14 protein-coding genes are annotated in these 20,349 nt (G+C 65.6%); 11 read left to right on the top strand and 3 right to left on the bottom strand.

All coding sequences use genetic code 11. The features are described from left to right. The first annotated feature begins 102 nt into the window (after window positions 1-102). Window positions 103-1,851: a mitofilin family membrane protein gene (locus tag H9529_RS12630; protein WP_092884780.1), complete on the top strand. Its 1,749-nt coding sequence runs from the start codon at window positions 103-105 to the stop codon at window positions 1,849-1,851. 10 nt (window positions 1,852-1,861) lie between these two features. Beyond that, window positions 1,862-3,322 carry a heme biosynthesis protein HemY gene (locus tag H9529_RS12625; protein WP_092884778.1) on the top strand — a complete coding sequence of 487 codons (1,461 nt, stop codon included), beginning with the start codon at window positions 1,862-1,864 and terminating at the stop codon, window positions 3,320-3,322. Window positions 3,323-3,499: 177 nt separating this feature from the next. Here H9529_RS12625 and H9529_RS12620 read toward each other — a convergent pair whose 3' ends face one another. Continuing rightward, window positions 3,500-4,339, bottom strand: a complete 840-nt coding sequence (locus H9529_RS12620; RefSeq protein ID WP_092884776.1) for a universal stress protein — start codon at window positions 4,337-4,339, stop codon at window positions 3,500-3,502. 248 nt (window positions 4,340-4,587) lie between these two features. Here H9529_RS12620 and ccoN point away from each other — a divergent pair, with 248 nt between their 5' ends. From ccoN to ccoS, 8 genes are all read left to right on the top strand, one after another. After that, window positions 4,588-6,192 carry a cytochrome-c oxidase, cbb3-type subunit I gene (gene ccoN, locus H9529_RS12615; protein WP_092884774.1) on the top strand — a complete coding sequence of 535 codons (1,605 nt, stop codon included), beginning with the start codon at window positions 4,588-4,590 and terminating at the stop codon, window positions 6,190-6,192. Between the two features lie 11 nt (window positions 6,193-6,203). Then, window positions 6,204-6,929, top strand: coding sequence for a cytochrome-c oxidase, cbb3-type subunit II (ccoO, locus tag H9529_RS12610; RefSeq protein ID WP_092884772.1), 726 nt, complete (start codon window positions 6,204-6,206; stop codon window positions 6,927-6,929). A gap of 13 nt (window positions 6,930-6,942) precedes the next feature. After that, a complete protein-coding gene (locus H9529_RS12605) occupies window positions 6,943-7,164 on the top strand; it encodes a cbb3-type cytochrome c oxidase subunit 3 (protein ID WP_092884770.1) in 222 nt (73 codons plus the stop codon). Between the two features lie 77 nt (window positions 7,165-7,241). Continuing rightward, on the top strand, window positions 7,242-8,096 hold the full coding sequence (gene ccoP, locus H9529_RS12600; protein ID WP_176846834.1) for a cytochrome-c oxidase, cbb3-type subunit III: 855 nt from the start codon (window positions 7,242-7,244) through the stop codon (window positions 8,094-8,096). A gap of 213 nt (window positions 8,097-8,309) precedes the next feature. Then, complete coding sequence (ccoG, locus tag H9529_RS12595) at window positions 8,310-9,740, top strand: cytochrome c oxidase accessory protein CcoG (RefSeq protein ID WP_223814163.1); 1,431 nt, start codon at window positions 8,310-8,312, stop codon at window positions 9,738-9,740. Further along, window positions 9,737-10,225 (top strand): FixH family protein, encoded by a 489-nt coding sequence (locus H9529_RS12590; protein WP_092884764.1) that lies wholly within the window; start codon window positions 9,737-9,739, stop codon window positions 10,223-10,225. Before ccoG ends, H9529_RS12590 begins: the two co-directional genes overlap by 4 nt. A 9-nt stretch (window positions 10,226-10,234) precedes the next feature. Further along, the gene (locus H9529_RS12585) at window positions 10,235-12,418 is read left to right on the top strand and encodes a heavy metal translocating P-type ATPase (protein WP_092884762.1); all 2,184 of its coding nucleotides are present in this window, start codon (window positions 10,235-10,237) and stop codon (window positions 12,416-12,418) included. Between the two features lie 17 nt (window positions 12,419-12,435). Next, complete coding sequence (gene ccoS, locus H9529_RS12580; RefSeq protein WP_092884760.1) at window positions 12,436-12,603, top strand: cbb3-type cytochrome oxidase assembly protein CcoS; 168 nt, start codon at window positions 12,436-12,438, stop codon at window positions 12,601-12,603. 233 nt (window positions 12,604-12,836) lie between these two features. Here ccoS and H9529_RS12575 read toward each other — a convergent pair whose 3' ends face one another. Then, window positions 12,837-16,970 carry a translocation/assembly module TamB domain-containing protein gene (locus tag H9529_RS12575; protein ID WP_092884758.1) on the bottom strand — a complete coding sequence of 1,378 codons (4,134 nt, stop codon included), beginning with the start codon at window positions 16,968-16,970 and terminating at the stop codon, window positions 12,837-12,839. Then, the gene (locus tag H9529_RS12570) at window positions 16,970-18,733 is read right to left on the bottom strand and encodes an autotransporter assembly complex protein TamA (RefSeq protein ID WP_223814381.1); all 1,764 of its coding nucleotides are present in this window, start codon (window positions 18,731-18,733) and stop codon (window positions 16,970-16,972) included. The genes H9529_RS12575 and H9529_RS12570 overlap by 1 nt, the downstream gene beginning before the upstream one ends. Before the next feature lie 500 nt (window positions 18,734-19,233). Between H9529_RS12570 and H9529_RS12565 the strand changes: the two genes are divergently transcribed. Then, window positions 19,234-20,340: an MFS transporter gene (locus tag H9529_RS12565; RefSeq protein WP_397544905.1), complete on the top strand. Its 1,107-nt coding sequence runs from the start codon at window positions 19,234-19,236 to the stop codon at window positions 20,338-20,340. The last annotated feature ends 9 nt before the right edge of the window (window positions 20,341-20,349 follow it).

The following is a 20,349-nucleotide window of genomic DNA, read 5'->3' as shown; positions in this document are numbered from 1 at the left end:
GCAGGCACTGTACCTTGAGAACAGGGCTTTAGCGCGATAAGCTATTGTGCAAGGTCTGTTGTGCAGCGAGCCTGCGACAGGGAATCGAAGAGGACGTACCAAGTGGCCAGACCAACCAAATCCGGCAAAGCGCCGACGCGGCGCAAGTCAGCAGCAACGACGACGCCCAATTCAGACCAACCGATCGCAACCCCGTCGACAGATCAGGATGGGACGCCCACGACAGATGCGGGAACCGCAGCGCAAAGCGCCAACGGGACGCCCGATAGCGGCGCGAAGGTCACGGACAACGCTGCGGCCCAAGACACCGCCGGTCCGGCAGAACAGACCGGACCAGCAACGCAGGACACGCCCGATGCGCTGACCCAGATGTCGGACCCCGCAACGGCACCGGCCGCCGCCGAGGACCAGACGGCCAAGGTGACGACGCACGACACGCCGTTGCCTGTCCCCACCGACCCAGCGTCGGACACTGCCGCGCCCACCGATGCCACGGGTTCAAATGCTACGGGTTCAAATACCACGGGGACGGACGCCCCGTCCGAGGATTTCGCGGCGGCCGTGCTCGACACGGATACCACCGCGACAAATGCAGGCGACACGGGCGCGGCGCGCTCAGATACCGATGCCGCCGCCGAATCGACCGATACATCGCCCACCGACGCGACATCAGCGACCGATGGGGCGCCGAAAGACACCACGCCCACAGGCTCCGGCGCGACAGAGGATGCACCACCGCCCGGCATCGCCGCGCCATCGACCGGGTCGAAAGTCGCTCCGGAAGACCCCGCGCCTGCCACGTCCCATGCCACGGCCCATGCCGCCCCGCCACCGCCTGCAAAAAGCGGGTTCTTCCCCTTGGTTCTGGGCGGTGTGATTGCGGCGGGCATCGGCTTTGGCGCAGCACAATTCCTTGGCCCGATGGGCGCGCGCACCGCCGACCTGCAGGCGCAGCTTGCCGATCTTGACGGGCGCCTCACCCTGCTGTCAGGCGAAATGACCACCCGGATCGCCGAAATGCCCGCCGCCGCGACCGATGCGGCGCTGACAGAACTCGCGCCCCAGCTCGACGCGCTGTCCGCACGGCTGGATGAACAGGACACACGGCTTTCGGCGCTGTCGAACCGCGACGATCTGGAGGCGCAGATCACCGATGCGCTCGCCGGGATCGAGCCGCGGGTAACCGATCAGGTCGCCGCCACGCTGGCAGACCCGCTGGCGGATCTGCAAAGCCTGCGCGACGACATCGCCGCGCGCCAAGACGGCCTGCGCAGCGACATCGAAAGCCTGCGCGCCCTTGCCGAAACCCGGGTCGCCGATGCAGAAGCCGAAGCCGCCGCCGCCGCCAACCGCGCGGCCCGTACCGCGGCCCGGCTGGCGCTGACGGATTTGGCCAGCGCCTTTGACAGCGGCGCGGCCTTCGACACGGTATTGCCACAGATCGCCACCGCCGATGTGGACATCCCCCCAGCACTGTCGGAAGCGGCGCAAACCGGCGTGCCCACGCTGGCCGCACTGCAGGACAGCTTCACCGGCGCGGCCCGCCGCGCGCTGTCAGAATCGTTGCAATCGGTCGAGGCAGGCAGCGTCACCGACCGGGTCGCGCTGTTCTTGCGCAGCCAAACCAATGCGCGCTCGCTCTCGGCGCGCGAAGGCGACGACCCTGATGCGGTCCTGTCACGCGCCGAAGCCGCGCTGCGGGCGGGCCAGGTGGACGAAGCGATAACCGAACTTGACGCCCTGCCCGATGCGGGCCGCGCAGCCATGGCCGACTGGATTGCCGAGGCGCGTTTGCGGGCCGATGCCGCAGACGGGCTGAATGCGCTGCAAAACCAGTTGACCGCTGAATAAGGACACCCGGATGTTTTGGACTTTGCTTAAAGTAGTTATTTTCATCGCGGTTGTGGCCGGGCTTGCCATCGGGGCCTCGGCGCTGCTGGACAGCGGACAAGGCGTGCGGCTGGCCATTGCCGATATCGAATTCGTGCTGGGACCGATCCAGTCGGTGATTGCCGCCGTCGCGGCGCTGGTCGCTCTGTGGCTGATCCTGAAGCTGGTCGGCCTGTCCGTCGCGCTGCTGCGGTTCCTGAACGGGGATGAAACCGCGCTGACCCGGTTCTTCGCCCGCTCCCGCGAGAAACGCGGCCTCGACGCGCTGAGCGAAGGCTGGATCGCGCTGGCCGCTCAGGACGGCAAACGCGCCGTGATCAAGGCGAACAAGGCCGAGAAACTGCTGAACCGCCCCGACCTGACCAACCTTTTGATTGCCCAGGCCGCCGAGTTGAAGGGCAACCGCGAAAAGGCGAAGGAATATTACAAGCTCCTGGTCAGCGATGATCGCACCCGCTTTGTCGGCATTCAGGGCCTGATGCGGCAGAAGCTGGAAGACGGCGACCGGGATACCGCGATGAAACTCGCGCAGAAGGCGCTGTCGCTGAAACCCGGCGACGTTGCCATGCAAGACATGCTGCTGAAGCTGCAACATGACTGCACCGACTGGTCCGGCGCGCGCCATACATTGCTGACGAAGACCAAGCATGGCAACCTGCCAAAGGATGTCTACAAACGCCGCGACGCGGTGCTGGCGCTGCAACAATCCATCGCCGCCGAGGCTGCGGGCAATACCGCCGCCGCACGCGATGCCGCGATCGAAGCGAATGCGCTGGCGCCGCATCTGGTGCCCGCCGCCGCGCGGGCCGCGCGGATGCTGCACGAATATGGCAAGCATCGCGCGGCGGTGAATGCCCTCAAAAAGGCCTGGACCCAGACGCCGCACCCCGACCTTGCCGCGGCCTTTGCCGGGCTGGCGCATGATGAAACGCCCACGGCCCGGCTGCGCCGGTTCGACAAGTTGCTGTCCATCAAGCCAGACCACCCCGAAACCCGGATGCTGAAAGCCGAGCTGCTGATCGCGGCCGAGGATTTCCCCGCTGCCCGCCGGGCACTGGGTGACCTGGCCACCAGCAAGCCCACCACAAGGTCGCTGACCATCATGGCGGCCATCGAACGCGGCGAAGGCTCGGACGATGCGGTGGTGCGCGGTTGGCTGACCAGCGCCTTGACCGCCGGGCGCGGCCCACAATGGGTCTGCACTTCGTGCCACCACATTCAGGCCACATGGTCGGCGATATGCGAAAACTGCGGCGCTTTCGACACGCTGGAATGGACCGAGACGACGGATACCGCCAGCGTCTCGGCCACCCAGACGGCAATGTTGCCCCTGATCGTGGGCGCATTGTCGAAGCCCGACAGCAGCGAAGCCGATGCCGAAGATGATGCCATCCTCGACGCCGAACCCGTGACCAGCGACGCGCGCGCATAAGATACAGCGGCGGCGGTCCCGGCATGGCGGGGGCCGCTGCGGCTGCAGCCGCGCCCGGCACCTGATCCCGTGTGGTGCAATGCCTCCGGCCATGCTTCACGCAAACCGCCCTGCACCCCGCGAAACGGGGCACAGGCTTGGTTCCGAAGATGGCTGCGGCGGCGCGTGTGCCCCTGCTCAGCGGGCCAGCAGCACCGGCACGGGCGTGTCTTCCAGCATCTCGCGCGTCGCGCCGCCCAGCAGGGCCTCGCGCAGGCGCGAATGACCGTAGGCACCCATGACCAACAGGTCGGCCCCGGTTTCGCGCAGGTGGCGGATCATCACGTCCGACACGCGCGGCAGGGTCTTCGCCAGTACAGATACCTCGGCGTGTACCCCGTGGCGCACCAGCATCTGCGTCAGCCGCCCCCCGGGGTCCGAGCGTTCGGGCCCGTGCGACGGCGGGGCGATCACCGCGACATTGACCAGATCGGCGCGTTGCAAAAGTGGCAAGGCCCGGCGGACCGCCGCCAACGCCTCATCGCTTTCATTCCAGCCGATGACCACACGGCCCGGCTTCAACGGCACCTGAGCGCCCTCGGGCAGCACCACCACAGCCGCCCCGGCGCCGAACAGCGCGGCCTCTACCACCGCCTCATCCGAGGCGGTCCGGCCAGGCCCATAGGGCAAAGGCTGCACCACCAGGTCGGCAAAGCGCGTGTTCTGGGCGACGAACGTCTGTAGCCCGCCCAACTGCGCCACACCGGCCTCGACGCTCCAGCGGATGTCGGTCCGCGCCAGCCGGGCGTTGCAGGCCTCCTTCAGCGCCCCGGCCTGGGCCTGCGCCTCGACAATCGCTTCCTGATACAGAACCGCGGGGGCACCGGCATAGAAACTGGCGCCCTGCGTCGCATCGACGCCCACGCAAACGACCTCCAGATGCGCATCGCAGCCCGCCGCAGCCGAGATGGCCGCGTCCAGTCCATGCGCCAGCGTGTCCTGGGATGTCACAATGATTGAGATGGTCTTGAAGTTCATGGCTGTGCCTCCGTCAGAATTCAGGGTGATATTTCGGGGCCAGATTGCAGACGACCAGAATTTCGTCGCCCCAGAACAGAGCGTATCGCGGCGCGGCGCGATATTCTTTGATCCAGAGCAATTTCCGGCATGACCTGATTGATATGAATCAAGGTGCGACCTGGTGCCTCGTGGCAATAGGTTAGGCGCGCAACAGATACCGAACTACGGTATGGTGCACGAAAGATTCGAAAGAGGGACGATAAAAAATGTGGGATTACGGTAAGCTGATCGTGCTTGGCGTGGTTGTGGTCGCAGCCGCAATCGCCGCCAACTTTGCACGCGACGCCGCATATCTGGTGCACATGCTGCTCTTCATGCTGGCGGCAGGTGGGCTTTTTCTGTGGCAGATACGCCGCGTCGGGGAACCGGCGGCAGTGCATAACCAGAACGAATATTTCGACGGTGTGGTCCGCTACGGCGTCATTGCGACGGCGTTTTGGGGCGTCGTCGGGTTTCTGGTCGGCGTGGTCATCGCGTTTCAGCTTGCGTTTCCGCAGCTGAACTTCGCCTGGGCCGAGGGATATGCCAATTTTGGCCGCCTGCGCCCCTTGCACACATCCGCCGTGATCTTTGCCTTCGGCGGCAACGCCCTGATCGCCACCGCCTTCTATGTCGTGCAGCGCACAAGCGCCGCGCGGCTCTGGGGCGGGGGCCTTGGTTGGTTCGTGTTCTGGGGCTACCAACTGTTCATCGTGATGGCCGCGACCGGCTATGTTCTGGGCTCGACGCAAAGCTCGGAATACGCGGAACCCGAATGGCTGACCGACCTGTGGCTGACCGTCGTCTGGGTCGCCTTCCTGCTGACCTATCTCGGCACGCTGTGGAAACGCCGTGAACCGCATATCTATGTGGCCAACTGGTTCTATCTGGCCTTTATCGTCACCGTTGCCATGCTGCATGTCGTGAACAACGTGGCCGTGCCGGTGTCGATCTTCGGCTCCACCTCGATCCCGCTCTGGGCGGGGGTGCAATCGGCCATGGTGCAATGGTGGTACGGCCACAACGCCGTGGGCTTCTTCCTGACCGCAGGCTTCCTGGGCATGATGTATTACTTCATCCCCAAACAGGCCGAGCGTCCGGTCTACAGCTACAAACTGTCGATCATCCACTTCTGGGCGCTGATCTTCCTCTACATCTGGGCCGGTCCGCACCACCTGCACTATACCGCGCTGCCAGACTGGGCACAGACGCTGGGCATGACCTTCTCGATCATGCTGTGGATGCCAAGCTGGGGCGGCATGATCAACGGGCTGATGACATTGTCGGGCGCGTGGGACAAACTGCGCACCGATCCGGTCATCCGCATGATGGTCGTTGCTGTGGGCTTTTACGGCATGGCCACGTTTGAGGGGCCGATGATGTCGATCAAGACGGTCAACTCGCTCAGCCACTACACCGACTGGACGATCGGCCACGTGCATTCCGGCGCATTGGGCTGGAACGGCATGATCACCTTTGGCGCGCTTTACTATCTGGTGCCGAAACTCTGGCAGCGTGAACGGCTCTACAGCCTGTCGCTGGTCAGCTGGCACTTCTGGTTGGCGACCATCGGCATCGTGCTCTACGCCGCGTCGATGTGGGTGACCGGCATCATGGAAGGGCTGATGTGGCGCGAAGTTGATGCGCAAGGCTTCCTGGTGAACTCGTTCGCCGACACCGTTGCGGCCAAGTTCCCGATGTATGTCGTGCGCGGCCTCGGTGGGGTCATGTTCCTGATGGGGGCGCTGATCATGTGCTACAACCTGTGGAAAACCGTGACGAGCGTGGGCGCGCGCAAACCCGCCCCCGCCGCCGCCGTTGCCGCTGAATAAGGAGACGGGTCATGGGAATTCTTGACAAACACAAGCATATCGAAACGCATGCGACGCTGTTGCTGGTCCTCAGCTTCCTCGTGGTGACCATCGGCGGTCTGGTGCAGATCGTGCCATTGTTCTACCTCGAAAACACCATCGAGGAAGTCGAGGGGATGCGTCCTTATTCGCCGCTGGAACTGACGGGGCGACAGATCTATGTGCGCGAAGGCTGCTATGTCTGCCACAGCCAGATGATCCGCCCCATGCGCGATGAGGTCGAACGCTACGGCCATTACAGCCTTGCGGCCGAATCGATGTACGATCACCCGTTCCAATGGGGGTCGAAACGCACCGGGCCAGATCTGGCCCGGGTGGGGGGACGCTATTCGGATGACTGGCATGTGCAGCACCTGACCGCGCCGAAATCCGTCGTGCCCGAATCGATCATGCCGCCCTATGCGTTCTTGCTGAACCGCACGATCGACGGTGAATACATCGGCGACCTGCTCACGGCACACCGGACCGTGGGCGTGCCCTATACCGATGTGATGATGGAGAACGCCCGCACCGACTTTCTGGCGCAGGCCGACCCCAATGCCGACACCTCGGACCTTTTGGAACGCTACCCGGGGGCGCAGGTCCGCAACTTTGACGGCCAGCCGCAGCTGACCGAAATGGACGCGATCATCGCATATCTGCAAATGCTGGGCACTTTGGTTGACTTCGAAACCTTTGTGCCCGTGGCCAACCGCTGAAGGAGCGTGTGCAATGGAAACCTATACCGCCCTGCGTACCTTTGCCGACAGCTGGCATCTGCTGTTCATGTTCGTCTTCTTCATCGCCATCGTGGTCTACCTGTTCCGGCCCGGCAGCCGGAAGATGCACGATGAGACGAAGAACATGATCTTTCGCAACGACGACAAGCCCGACGCCGACGGCGATAGCCGCCCGGACCGCAGGGATCACAGTCAACCCCACGAGGCCCGCTGATGGTCAAACCAGAAGACAAGACCCCCGAAAACAAGGTCAAACCGCGCAGCCGTCAGTATCCTGATTCGCAGAAAAAGATGAAGGAAGACGTGGCAACCACCGGCCATTCCTGGGACGGGATCGAGGAATACGACAACCCGATGCCGCGCTGGTGGCTGTGGACCTTCTACGCCTGCATCATCTGGGCCGTGGGCTACATGTTCCTGTTCCCGGCCTGGCCCATGATCAAAAGCGCAACGCCCGGCCTTCTGGGCTATTCCACCCGGGCCGATGTCGCCGATGAAATCGCCGAATTCGAGGCCCGCAATGACGTCTGGTTCCAACAGCTCAATCAGACCGAGTTGACGGAAATCGCGGCCAATACCGACCTGCAACGCTTTGCCACGCAGGCCGGTGGATCGGTTTTCCGCGCCCAATGCTCGCAGTGCCACGGATCGGGCGCGGCGGGGGTGCAGGCCAGCGGCTATCCCAACCTGCTGGACGATGAATGGCTCTGGGGTGGGACGATCGACGACATCCACCAGACAATCACCTATGGCATCCGCAACGAGGAACACATGGACGCGCGCTATTCGCAGATGCCCGCGTTCGGACAGGACGGGCTGCTGGCCGAAGAAGAGATCGACCAAGTGGTGGAATACGTCCTGCAAATGTCTGGGCAGCAACATGATGCCGACCTCGCACAGGCAGGGTTCGAGGTCTATGACCTGAACTGCGTTGCCTGCCACGGCCCCGATGGCGGCGGCGACCCGTTCGTGGGTGCCCCCGCGCTCAACAACGCGGTGTGGCTCTATGGTGGCGATGCGGAGTCGATCCGCGAAACCATCTACTACAGCCGTTGGGGCGTGATGCCGGGCTTCGTCAACCGCCTGCGTCCGGCCGAGATCCGGGCTGTCGCAGCCTATGTGCACCAGTTGGGCGGCGGCGAGTAGACGCCCGTCGCACACGACCACCCGTTGCACCATCAGACCCCGCCCCAAACCCGGGGCGGGGTTTTTCGTCCCGCAGGTTCCGCCAAAGCGACAGGGTGCGCGGCTACGTCACAGCCAAAGATGCAGCACCCATCCCTATTTTGATACAAGTCAAGGTATCCCACCCGCCAACGTGGCACAGTGACGATAACGTACCCGCCTAGGAGCCCCCCCTTGAGCAGTTCAGCCCCCCCCGAATCGACGCTGTATCAAAAGCGCGAACCGATCTTTCCTCGGCGTGTCAAAGGCAGCTTCCGCACCATGAAATGGTGGCTGCTGGCCGCCATGCTGGGTGTCTACTACATCACCCCGTGGATTCGCTGGGACCGTGGCCCCGAAATGCCCGATCAGGCTGTTCTGCTGGACCTCGCCAGCCGCCGGTTCTTCTTCTTCATGATCGAGATCTGGCCACATGAATTCTACTTCGTTGCGGGCCTTCTCATCATGGCGGGCATCGGGCTCTTTCTGTTCACCTCGGCGTTGGGCCGGGTCTGGTGCGGCTATGCCTGCCCGCAGACCGTCTGGACCGACCTGTTCATCCTTGTCGAACGCTGGATCGAGGGCGACCGCAACGCCCGTGTCCGGCTGCACCACCAGAAATGGAATGCCGAGAAGGTTCGCAAATACGGGCTGAAATGGGTGGTATGGTTGCTGATCGGGCTGGCGACTGGCGGGGCCTGGGTGTTCTATTTCACCGACGCGCCGACGCTGTTGCAGAACCTTCTGAATTTCTCGGCACCGCCGGTGGCTTACCTGACCATCCTCTTTCTGACGCTGACAACCTTCCTGTTCGGCGGGTTCTTCCGCGAACAGATCTGCATCTATGCCTGCCCCTGGCCGCGCATTCAGGCGGCGATGATGGACGAAGCCACCCTGACCATTGGCTACCGCGACTGGCGCGGTGAACCGCGCGGCAAGCACCGCAAGGGTGATGATGCCGACCAGATGGGCGATTGCATCGACTGCATGGCCTGCGTCAACGTCTGCCCGATGGGGATCGACATCCGCGACGGGCAGCAACTGGCCTGCATCACCTGTGGCCTTTGCATTGATGCGTGCAACGACGTCATGGACCGCATCGGCAAACCGCGCGACCTGATCGGCTATCTCGCGCTGTCGGATGAAGTCGCGGAACGTCAGGGTGGCACCCCAATTTCGGTGTGGAAGCACATTTTCCGACCGCGCACCATGGTCTACACGGTGATCTGGGGCGGGATCGGCATCGGTCTGATCGCCGCACTGTTCCTGCGCACCGATATCGACATGAGCATCTCACCCATCCGCAACCCGACCTATGTCGTCATGTCCGACGGCGCGGTGCGCAATGCCTATGACATCCGCCTGCGCAACATGCACGGCGCGCCACGACAGTTCTTCCTGTCGGTCAGCGACAACCCCTCCGTCCGCCTGACGGTCGAGGGGCAGTCCGGCCTCCTGGTCACCGTCAATCCGGATGAACAGCTCAGCCAGCGTGTCTATCTGACCGCGCCCAGCGGCACCCCTCCCGCGACCGGCAACCAGACGCCGGTGCGCATCTGGGCTTCCGTTACAGGCGACACTGATCGGATAAATTCCGACACCATCTTCAACGGGAGGGCGCAATGACCCCGCATGACACCGACTACAAACCCGGCGGCAAACCGCTGACCGGGTTCAAGGTTCTCATGATTGCGGTGGGTGCCTTTGGCGTCATCATCACGGTCAACCTGATCCTGGCCTATAACGCGACGCGCACGTTTCCGGGGCTGGAGGTGCAGAACTCCTACGTCGCCAGCCAGAACTTCAATGAGGAACTGGCCGCACAATTGGCGCTGAACTGGGACGTATCCGCCACCGTCACCGATGATGTCCTGACGCTTGCCTTCACCGACGCCACCTCCGGCGCGCCGGTGCAGGTGGCCGCGCTGGATGCCACGTTGGGCCGCGCCACCCATGTGCGCGACGACCAGACGCCTGATTTCAGCTATGCAGGCGGGATGTTCACCGCCCCCGTCGATCTGGCGCCGGGCAACTGGAACGTGCGGCTTTTGGCGCAGGCCCCCGACGGTACCGAATTCCGGCAGCGCGTTGTGCTGCGCGTTCCAAGATAGGGTCGCAGCATGACCGCCCCCCTGCGCCCTGCGCTGTCGGCCTGCCCGGCCTGCAACGCCGTTCCCGCCGCCACGGCCACAGCGGCGGGCGCCGTCGCTGATGCGCGCATCCTGCTGTCAGTGCCCGGCGTGCATTGCGCCGCGTGCATCAGCACGGTGGAGCGTGATCTCAACCGCATGCCGGGCGTCCGCTCGGCCAGGCTGAACCTGACGCTGAAACGCCTGTCCGTCGCCGCCGCGCCCGAAATCGACAGCGACGCCGTGATCGCCCGGCTGGCCGCCCTGGGGTATGAGGCGCATGAGCTGGACCCCGGCACCCTGTCGATGACCGAAACCGACCGTCAGGGGCGCGACCTTCTGATGCGGCTTGGCGTCGCGGGCTTTGCCATGATGAACATCATGCTCTTGTCGGTGGCCGTCTGGTCCGGCGCGCAGGATGCCACGCGCGACATGTTTCACCTGATTTCTGCGGCCATCGCGATTCCCACCATCGCGTTTTCCGGCCAACCGTTCTTTCGCAACGCCTTTGCCGCGCTGAAAGCACGGCGGCTGGGGATGGATGTGCCGATCTCGCTGGCGATCCTTCTCGCCACCTCGATCTCGCTTTATGAGACGTTCAATTCCGGCGCGCACGCCTATTTCGACGCTGCCGTGATGCTGACCTTCTTCTTGCTGGCAGGCCGCTATCTGGACTATCGCACCCGCGCCGTGGCGCGGTCCGCCGCGCAGGAACTCGCCGCGCTGGAAGTGCCGCGCGCGGTTCGGCTGCGCGACGGGGCAGAAGAAACCGTACCCGTCGCCGAGATCGCCGTGGGCGATCTGGTGCGCGTGCGCCCGGGTGGCCGCATGCCGGTGGACGGCGTCGTGACCGCAGGCACGTCCGAGGTGGACCGCGCCCTTCTGACCGGCGAAACGCTGCCAGTCTTTGCCGGCCCCGACACCATCGTCAGCGCGGGTGAGGTCAACCTGACCGGCCCCCTGACCCTGCGCGTCACCGCGGCGGGCCGCGATACCAGCCTGCACCGCATGGCCGATCTGGTCGCCACCGCGGAAAGCGCACGCACGCGCTACACCTCGCTGGCCGACCGCGCGGCCCGGGCCTATGCGCCCGTTGTGCATATCCTTGCGCTTGTGTCGTTCACGGGCTGGATGTGGTGGACCGGCGGCGATGTGCGGCTGGCAATCAATATCGCAGCCGCCGTCCTGATCATCACCTGCCCCTGCGCGCTGGGTCTGGCCGTGCCTGCCGTTGTCACGGCGGCCAGCGGGCGGCTGTTTCGCGCGGGCCTTTTGATCAAGGACGGCACCGCGCTGGAACGGCTGGCGCAGGTGGACACCGTGGTGTTCGACAAGACCGGCACACTGACCCTCGGCACGCCGGAACTGACGAACCTCGGCGATCATGCACCAGACACCCTTGCAGCCGCCGCCGCGCTGGCCGGCGCATCCAGCCATCCGCTGGCCTTGGCGCTGGCACAGGCAACGGCCGCCGCAGGGATCGAACCGGCCGTGGTTGACGCGCTGGCCGAAGTGCCCGGCTACGGGGTCGAGGGGCGGCTGAACGGCGCGCCTGTGCGGCTGGGCCGCGCCGCATGGGTCGGCGCCGATGCCGCCGAGACCACCGCGACCTACCTCGCCATCGGTGGGGTCACCCATGTGTTTCGCTTTGCCGACCGCCTGCGCCCCGGCGCCGAACAGGTGGTGGCCGACCTGCACCGTCAGGGCAAATCGGTATGGCTGATCTCGGGCGATGTACCGGGCGCGGTGGCGGATCTGGCGGCGCGGCTGAACATCAAGGATTGGCAGGCCGATGCCCTGCCGCAAGACAAGGTGGCGAAGGTGCAGACACTGGCCAGCGCGGGCCACCACGTCTTGATGGTCGGCGACGGGCTGAATGACACGGCGGCGCTGCGCGCGGCGCATGTGTCGATCTCGCCCGCCTCGGCGCTGGATGCGGCACGGGTGGCGTCCGACATGGTGCTTCTGGGCCGCGATATCGCACCGATCGCGGGCGCTTTGCAGATTGCCGCTCAATCCACCAGGCGGATCAAGGAAAACTTCACCATTTCAATCGTCTACAACATCGTCGCCGTGCCCATCGCGCTTTTGGGCTTCTGCACACCGCTCTGGGCGGCCTTGGCGATGTCGGCCTCATCCATTACAGTGTCGTTGAACGCGTTGCGGCTCAAGTAACGCAGAAAGAGGCATAGATGGAAATTCTGGTCATCCTGATCCCGGTATCGCTGTTTCTGGGCATCCTGGGACTGGGGGCGTTCTACTGGACGCTGCGGCGCGGGATGTACAGCGACCCCGAGGGGGATTCGCGCCGCATCCTGAACCACGAATATGACGACGCGCCAAAGCAAGATGAGACCTGAAGCGACGGGGGCACGGCCACATCCGGCCCTGCCCGGGCCGCAAGCACAGACCCTCGCACAGGCCCTCGCCATCCAGGTCTTCGCGACGACAGACGCATTCCCTCAACCGCGCCACCCCCGCGCGATAAGCGTGCCCAGAACAGACGGCACCCCCGCAGCGCCACCGGGGTGCAGGAACAGGTGGAACAGGCATAGCCGCCCCATTATTTGCACGCGCCAAAGGCCCTGCGCCGTCAGTAATCCCGCTCGAAAAACACGCCCAGCCCTGATTTGCCGTCACCAGCAGTGCGCGCGCGGACGGTGATGTCCGACGTCAGGTCCAGATTCACGCTGACCTCGCTGCCACCCTGCGAATCCACCACCACATCCGTATAGATGTTTTCGGTGATATAGCGCCCCGCCCGCAGCGCGGCGGTACCGTCGCTGTCGGTGGTTACGTCCAGATCGTCCAGCCCGAAGCTGTCGCGCAGGTTGCTCAACAGGCCGCCGCTGGACCGGCCCGACAGCGTCGCCAAAGCCGAGGCGAGTTGCGCCGCCTGAAACGCCGACAGCGACCCCAGATCCCGGCCAAAGATCAACCGCGACACGACCTCTTCCTCGGGCAGTTCCGGAACCGAGGTAAAGCGGATCTCGGGTTCCGTCGCCAACCCTTCCAGGATGATGCTGGTGGTCACGCCGCCGCTGTCTGTGGTGGCGACCAGCCGCACGAAAGGCACGAACTGCCCCTGAAGGTTGGCAAACCCCTCGCTCAGCGTGAAGCGGTTGCCCAGAAGGTCCAGCCGCCCCCGGATCAGCCCGAACTGCCCCGAGGGGATGATATCGCGCGTCGTACCTTGCAGGCGCAGGCTGCCGCCCAGCTCGGCATCCAGCCCCCGGCCGCGCACGAAAATCCGGTTCGGTGCGTCCAGCGTGATGTCCAGATACAGCGGCACCGGCGTGCCGCCATTCGCGGTGCCGCGCAAGATGCCCGCGCGTTCCCGCGTCACCTGCGCGCCGGGCCGGTCGTTGATGTGGCGCACACCGTCCAGCACGAACCCCGCCCCCCCGAGGCCCGAACTGGGGATGCGCAATTCGGTTTCCGTCAGGGTCAGCGTGCCTGTCGCGCGCGGGCCGGTGGTCAGCGGACCCGTGAGACTGAGATTGCCGGAAATCGCGGTCTCAAACAGCTGCGGATTGACCACGCGCAATTCGGTCAGCGCAACGCGCAGGTCGGCCTGCCGCGCGCCCGCCAGCCCGATTTGGCCTGCGACACCCAGCGTGCCGCCGCGCGCAAACCGCCCGTCCAGCTGCACATCGGCCTGCGCCCCGCCAAGGCTGACACGCGCTGAAATATCCTCGACCCGCTGGCGCGCGCCCGGCAGCACCAGGCTGGCGTCCTGCACGGTCGCCACCCCGGACAGGGATGACAGCGCCAGTGGCCCGTTCAGCCCCATATCGATCCGCACCGGGCCGCGCAGCACATTTGGTTCCAGAAACGGGTTGGCGACCGACAGATCGGCCACACCGCTGATGCGCAGATCGGCGCGCAAGTCGCGGCTGACCTGCCCGTCCAGCGCCATGTCGATGCCACCGGGGCCCTGCGCGTCAAGGTCTACCAGATAGCCCGCCGCGGTGTCTTCGATGTCGCCCGACAGGCGCAGCGCGCCCGCAAAGCCGGGCACAATCAGCGCCATGGAATTGATCTGGCCATCCACCGTCAGCCGACGCACCGCGCCCTCGATGCTGGCCGTGGTGCGCAGGGACAGTTGCGGATTGCTCAGGTTGGCGCTTTCAACCCGAATGCGCTCGCCGGTCTGCACCGCGTCAACGGTCAGGCGCGATTCCCCGGCCAGCAGGCTGTTGGCCTGCGCCTGCCCGACGCGCAGGGACTGCGCCGTGACTTCCAGCCCGACACGGTTCGTGGTGCCGTCGCCGTTTACCTCGACCGCGCCTGCGATCGTGCCGCCGAACCCGGGGCGAACCCGGGCCAGATCGGTGACGCTGAAATCCAACGCGCCGGAAAGCGCCCCGTCGGGGGCCAGACGCCCTGTGCCTGAGGCATCGAGCAAGGGGTTGTTCACCGTCAGCCGCTCGACCGATACCACCCCATCGCGGCGTGTCACATCGGCGCGCACCGTGGCCACGCCGCTCAGGGCGCGGTCCAGATCGGGCTGGCCGATGGTCACATCGCGCGCCTCTGCCGTCAGGGTCAGTGTGTCCGTGCCGGCGGTCTGGGCGATCTGCACATCCGCCCGCACCGCGCCGCCATAGGCCGGACCCAGCACCGACAGATCCGGCATACGGACGGCGGCATCCAGCGCAATATCGCCCGGGCGGATGGTGCCCGACGCATCGGCCTGCACCGCACCGCCACGGATTATGGCATTGTTAAGCGTAATCAGATCGCCCTCGCGCACCACTTCGGCCTCGACCGTCGTGACGCCAAGCAAGGCGCGGTCCAACTCGGCCTGCCCCACCGACAAATCCACCGCTTCGGCGGTGAAGGTCACGGTATCGCGGCCGTCAAGACTGCGGATTGCGGCATCGGCCTGCACCGAGCCGCCATAGGCATCGCCCAGCACAGACGCATCCGAGAGCCGGACCGTGGCATCCAGCGCAATATCATCGGTGCGGATGGTGCCCGCCGCATCGGCGCGCAGCGTCCGCGCCTCGGCGGTAAAGTTGCGCAGCGAGATCCCGTCTTCGCCACGCCGGACCGATGCGAAAATCTGGCTTTCGCCCGACAGCAGGTTGTCGACTTCCTCGATACCGGCGCGCAGGCTTTGCCCCACGACCGTCGCCTCCAGGTCGAAACCGCCGGTCAGCGGCGTGACGCTGCCTGTCACATCGCCGGTCAGCGCGCCGCCCAGCGGACGCCCGGCCAGCCCCGAGAACCGGGTGAGATCGGTCAGGTCCAGCTCGAACGCGCCATCGAAATCGCCATCTGCCAGCGCGCCCTGGCCGGACACGCGGAAATCAGACCCTTCCAGCACGAAACCGGGCAGGTCCAGCGCGTCGCCATCGCGCCAGATAAAGCTGGCGCTACCGTCAATCGCCGCGCCCAGCGCCTCGGCCAGCGCGGGATCGGTCGGCGACAGGCCGGTGGCGGAATAATCCAGCACCGCATCCACCACGTCGCGCCCGGAGCCGTCGCCCGCGCGGCTGATCTGGCCAATCCCCGACAGAACCAGCCGGTCGATCTGCATCGCGGGGTGGTTCAGGTCGGCGATGTCGAAATCCAGCACCCAGTCGGGGCTTTCCACGGCATCAAACTCGACCACGAGGCCCGCACGCCCCACGGTGACCTGTGCGCCGGGCACGGGCAGCAGGACCGGGCTGCCATCCTCACTGGCCAGCGTGCCGCGCAGGTCGATCAGGTCCGGGAGGCCGTCGGGGTCGATGCTGGCGCGGCCCGAAAGCTGCACCATCCGTGTCGCCACGGTCAGTTCGGACAGGTCCAGCCGACCATTCGCCAGCCGCGCGCCCGTGGCTGCGACGCGGCTGCGGTCGCCGAAGAAATCGTGGTATTCGCTGACCATCAAGGGCCGCAGATCCCCCGCGATATCCACCGAAAAGCGCTGCGCGCCGGCGTCGCCCTCGGTCGCCACAAAGGCCACCTGCCCCGTCACCCGGTCCTGTCCGTCGGTGCCCAGCGCGATGTCTGCCGCAAAATCGTCAATCGGACCCTGCCCCTCTACCGACAGCTCCACTGACGGGCGGTCGGGGATGCCCAGCAGCGTGGCGGCAATGCCGTCCGGCCCCTCGGCCACGCTGAGGTTGAGGTCCAGCACCCGCGTCTCGTTCGAGAAACCGCCGCGCAATTCGATCGCGCCGCGCGGACCGTCGATGCGGTTGATCGACAATTGCGCCAGCCCCTCGCCCCCTTCAAGGCTGGCGCTGCCGTTGATGCGCATTTCGACCGCGAAGCCCAGCACGGGTTCTGCCAGTTCCAGACGGCCCACCGACAACTGCCCGATGTCCAGCGACACCGGCAGGTCCGGCAGCGCGAATGGCACGCGCGCCTCGGCGGAGGGCGGCGCATCGGCGGTTGCGGGCGGGCGGGCCACGATGACTTCCCCGGCGGTCAATTCGCCAATGTCGATCCGGCCGCGCAGCAGGGCCGAGCGGTTCCACTGCAACGCCACATCGCGCAGGGTCAGCCAGATCCCGTCATCATCGGCAATCGTCATCTCCTCGATCGTGGCGCGCGAAGAAATCGCCCCGGCAAAGCCCCGGATGCGCACGTCGCGCCCGGCATCCGACAGGTTGTCTTGCAGGAAGGACGCGATGAAGCCGACATCGCCCCCTTCGTCGCTCTGGGCGGAAGCGGGCAGCGATGCTGCCGCGAACATCACCATACTCAGCCATAGAACCTTCAGAAACCGCATCAAAACGCCTGCCCGATACCAATGTAAACCTGTAGCCCGTCGCCGGTCGCACCGCGCACCGGCATGCCCAGGTCCAGCCGGATCGGGCCGATGCTGGTCTTGTAGCGCAGGCCCAGCCCCGCGCCCGCATGCCAGTCAGACGTCCCGCCCAGGGCGTTTTCGCTGACATAGCCCGCATCTGCAAACGCCACGACGCCGATGGTCTCGGTGATCCCGGCGCGCATTTCCGCCGACAACGCCGCAAAGCCCTGCCCGCCCGACGTTACACCGCCAGAGGTGACGCCCAGCGATTCGAACGGTTGCCCGCGCACCGTGCCGCCGCCCCCCGAATGGAACAGATAGCCGCGCGGCGTCGCTGCCAGATCGGCCCCGAAGACCGCGCCGATCTGCGCCCGTCCCGCCAGTACGAACCGCTGGTCGGCGCCAAACGCCACATAGCTGCGCGCGTCCAGTTTGGTCTGAACACCGGAATCGGTGCCTTGCAGACCGATATAGGGCGTGACCCCGCCGGACACGAAAAACCCGCTTGTCGGGTCCTGCGCATCGTCGCGCCGGTCCCATTCGGCGGTAACCGGCAGGGCGATGGTCGCGAAATTCCGCCGCGTCGCGCGGTTTGGCCCGAAACGCGCCCGCTCATACTGATAGGACAGCCCGGCGGTGCCTGTAAGGTTTTCCGAAAAGATATGGCTCAACCCCGCCTGCACCGACGCGCGTTCGGCCTCATAATTACGTTCGTCCACGCTTTCCAGCACCGCACCAAAGGTCAGCGAGGTGTCGGGCGTGAAGGTCGCGGGCCGCGAGAAATCCAGCCCCAGCCGGTAATCCAGCCCGCCAACCTGTGCACCGATCCCGCCAACTTCGCCCTCGACCCGGAACCGCTCGGCCCCGCCCAGAAGGTTGCGGTGCAGCCAGAAGGCCGACAGGCGCACGCCATCCACGCTGTCGATCTCGGCCCCCGCACCGATGCGACGCGGCTGCGCCTCTACCAGCGTGGCATTGATGTCCAGCGAGCCATCGGGATTCGGGGTTTCCGCCTCGCGCAGCGCAACCGAGGCGAAAGTCCCCGTGCGGCGCAACCGTTCTGCGGCGCGGTCCAGATCGGCGGGCGCAAAGACCGCGCCACTGGGCAGGCCCGCGATCTCGACGATCCGGGCGGGGCGCGTGCGCTCCTGCCCGTCGGGGATCAGCGCGCCGAAATTCAGGCGCGGCCCGGGGGTGATGCGCACATCCACATCCAGACGCGCGCGCGCATGGTCGGCGGTGATGTCCTGCCCGGTCGGCTCGGCCTTGGCATGGCCGATGTCGCGCCAATCGGACACCGCGGCCTGCGCGGCATCGCGCACCACGGTGCTGCGCGCCGGCGCGCCAGAGACGAATTCATTGCCCGCCGGCGTGGTGCCGGGGGCCAGCGGGCCGATGTCCGCCTGCCCAAAGGTGAAGACCGGCCCCGGCGTGATCTGCACCGTGACCGCGCTGACGCTGGGCGGCGGCGACAGCGGGGACATGTCTGCGGCCTCCCGCCCGTCCAGCCGCACGCTGATGACTGGCGAATAATAGCCACGCGCATACATCACGCCGATCAGTCGGCCATATTCCGCGCGCGCGACCGAGAAAATTTCCAGCGGGTCGCGCAGCCCATCCCGTTCTGCCGCTGCCAGCAGCGAAGCGCCGCGCACGGCTTCGGTGACAGCCTCAGGCGCGTCGGGGACGGTGATGGTCAGGCTGTCCATCGCTTGCGCGGGCATCAGCCCCACGCACAGCATCACGCCCGTCGCCCCGGCAAGCCGGGTGCAAAGGTGACCATGAAAACCCGGCAAGGTCCGACGGGACAGAGGCAAAGTTAACTTCATAAGGATTGTGTGGCACGATCCGGCATCGGTCACAATGCAGTTCCCCTCTGTCCTGACGCGGAATTGACAATGCCCGGCGGTATCACGCCAGAAACCGGGCGCCTGGCGCCACTTTTCCCGGTCCAACGGCGTCAGGCCGGACCGCAGCCGCCCTCTTGACTTTTGTCTGCACCGCGGGGCAGTTAACACGTTAAACCAATTTTGCATAAACCCCTACCCGCATTGCCCGGCAACGGCCCCACGCCAGAACCCAATGGCACCGCCGCCGACCGCTGATGATGATGGAGCGCCCAATGTCCGCCCTGACCGATCAAGGACACACCCCGTCCCCCACCGGCGCACAACCGCCCGTATTAAAAACCAGTTACTTGGTTATTCTCGCGGTAAGTCTTTGCCATTTGATTAACGATGTCATGCAATCCCTGCTGGCGGCAATTTATCCGCTGCTGCAACAGGAATTCGCGCTCAGCTTCGGCCAGATCGGGCTGCTGACCTTTTCGTTTCAGGTCACGGCGTCGCTGCTGCAACCGCTTGTCGGGCTTTACACCGACAAGCGTCCGCTGCCCTATTCGCTGCCGGTGGGCATGAGCTCGACGCTGCTGGGGCTGGTCCTTCTGGCCCGCGCCGAAAGCTACCCGGCGTTGCTGGCGGGCGCGGCGCTGATCGGCATCGGCTCGGCGATCTTCCACCCCGAGGCATCGCGCGTGGCCCGCATGGCATCGGGCGGGCGCTATGGCACGGCGCAATCGCTGTTTCAGGTCGGCGGCAATTTCGGCACCGCCATCGGCCCGCTGATGGCCGCTTTCGTCGTGGTGCCGATGGGGCGGCCGTCGCTGGCGTGGTTCTCGGTCGCGGCGCTGACCGGCATGCTGATCCTGTCGCTGGTCGGGCGCTGGTACAGCCGCTATCAGCGCGCCAACAAGGGGCGGCCGGCGGCCAGCACCGCGCTGCGCTTTTCCCGACGGCGGGTGGTGCTGGCCATTATCGTGCTCGCGCTTCTGGTGTTCAGCAAGAACATCTACACCGCCAGCATCTCCAGCTATTACACCTTCTACACGATCGAACGTTTTGGCCTGAGCACGCAGCAAAGCCAGTTGATGCTGTTCCTGTTCCTTGGCGCCTTCGCGGCAGGAACCGTCATCGGTGGGCCCATCGGCGACCGGATCGGCACGCTGACCGTCATCTGGGTCAGCATCCTGGGCGTGCTGCCCTTCACCTTGCTGCTGCCCTATGCCGATCTGTTCTGGACCGGGGTCCTGTCGGTCATCATCGGGGTTGTCATGGCGTCGGCCTTCCCGGCAATCGTGGTCTTCGCGCAAGAACTCGTGCCGGGGCGGGTGGGCATGATCGCGGGCATTTTCTTCGGCTTCGCCTTCGGGATCGGTGGGATCGCAGCGGCCGTTCTGGGCATGGTTGCCGATGCGCGCGGCATCGCCTTCGTCTACCAGATCTGCGCCTTTCTGCCGCTGCTGGGCCTCCTGACCGCCTTCCTGCCACGCATGTCGGTTAATCCGCGCTGACCAATTCCC

The organism is Roseicitreum antarcticum (assembly GCF_014681765.1).
Classification (GTDB): Bacteria; Pseudomonadota; Alphaproteobacteria; order Rhodobacterales; family Rhodobacteraceae; genus Roseicitreum; species Roseicitreum antarcticum.
This window is presented reverse-complemented; position numbering and strand designations above follow the sequence as displayed.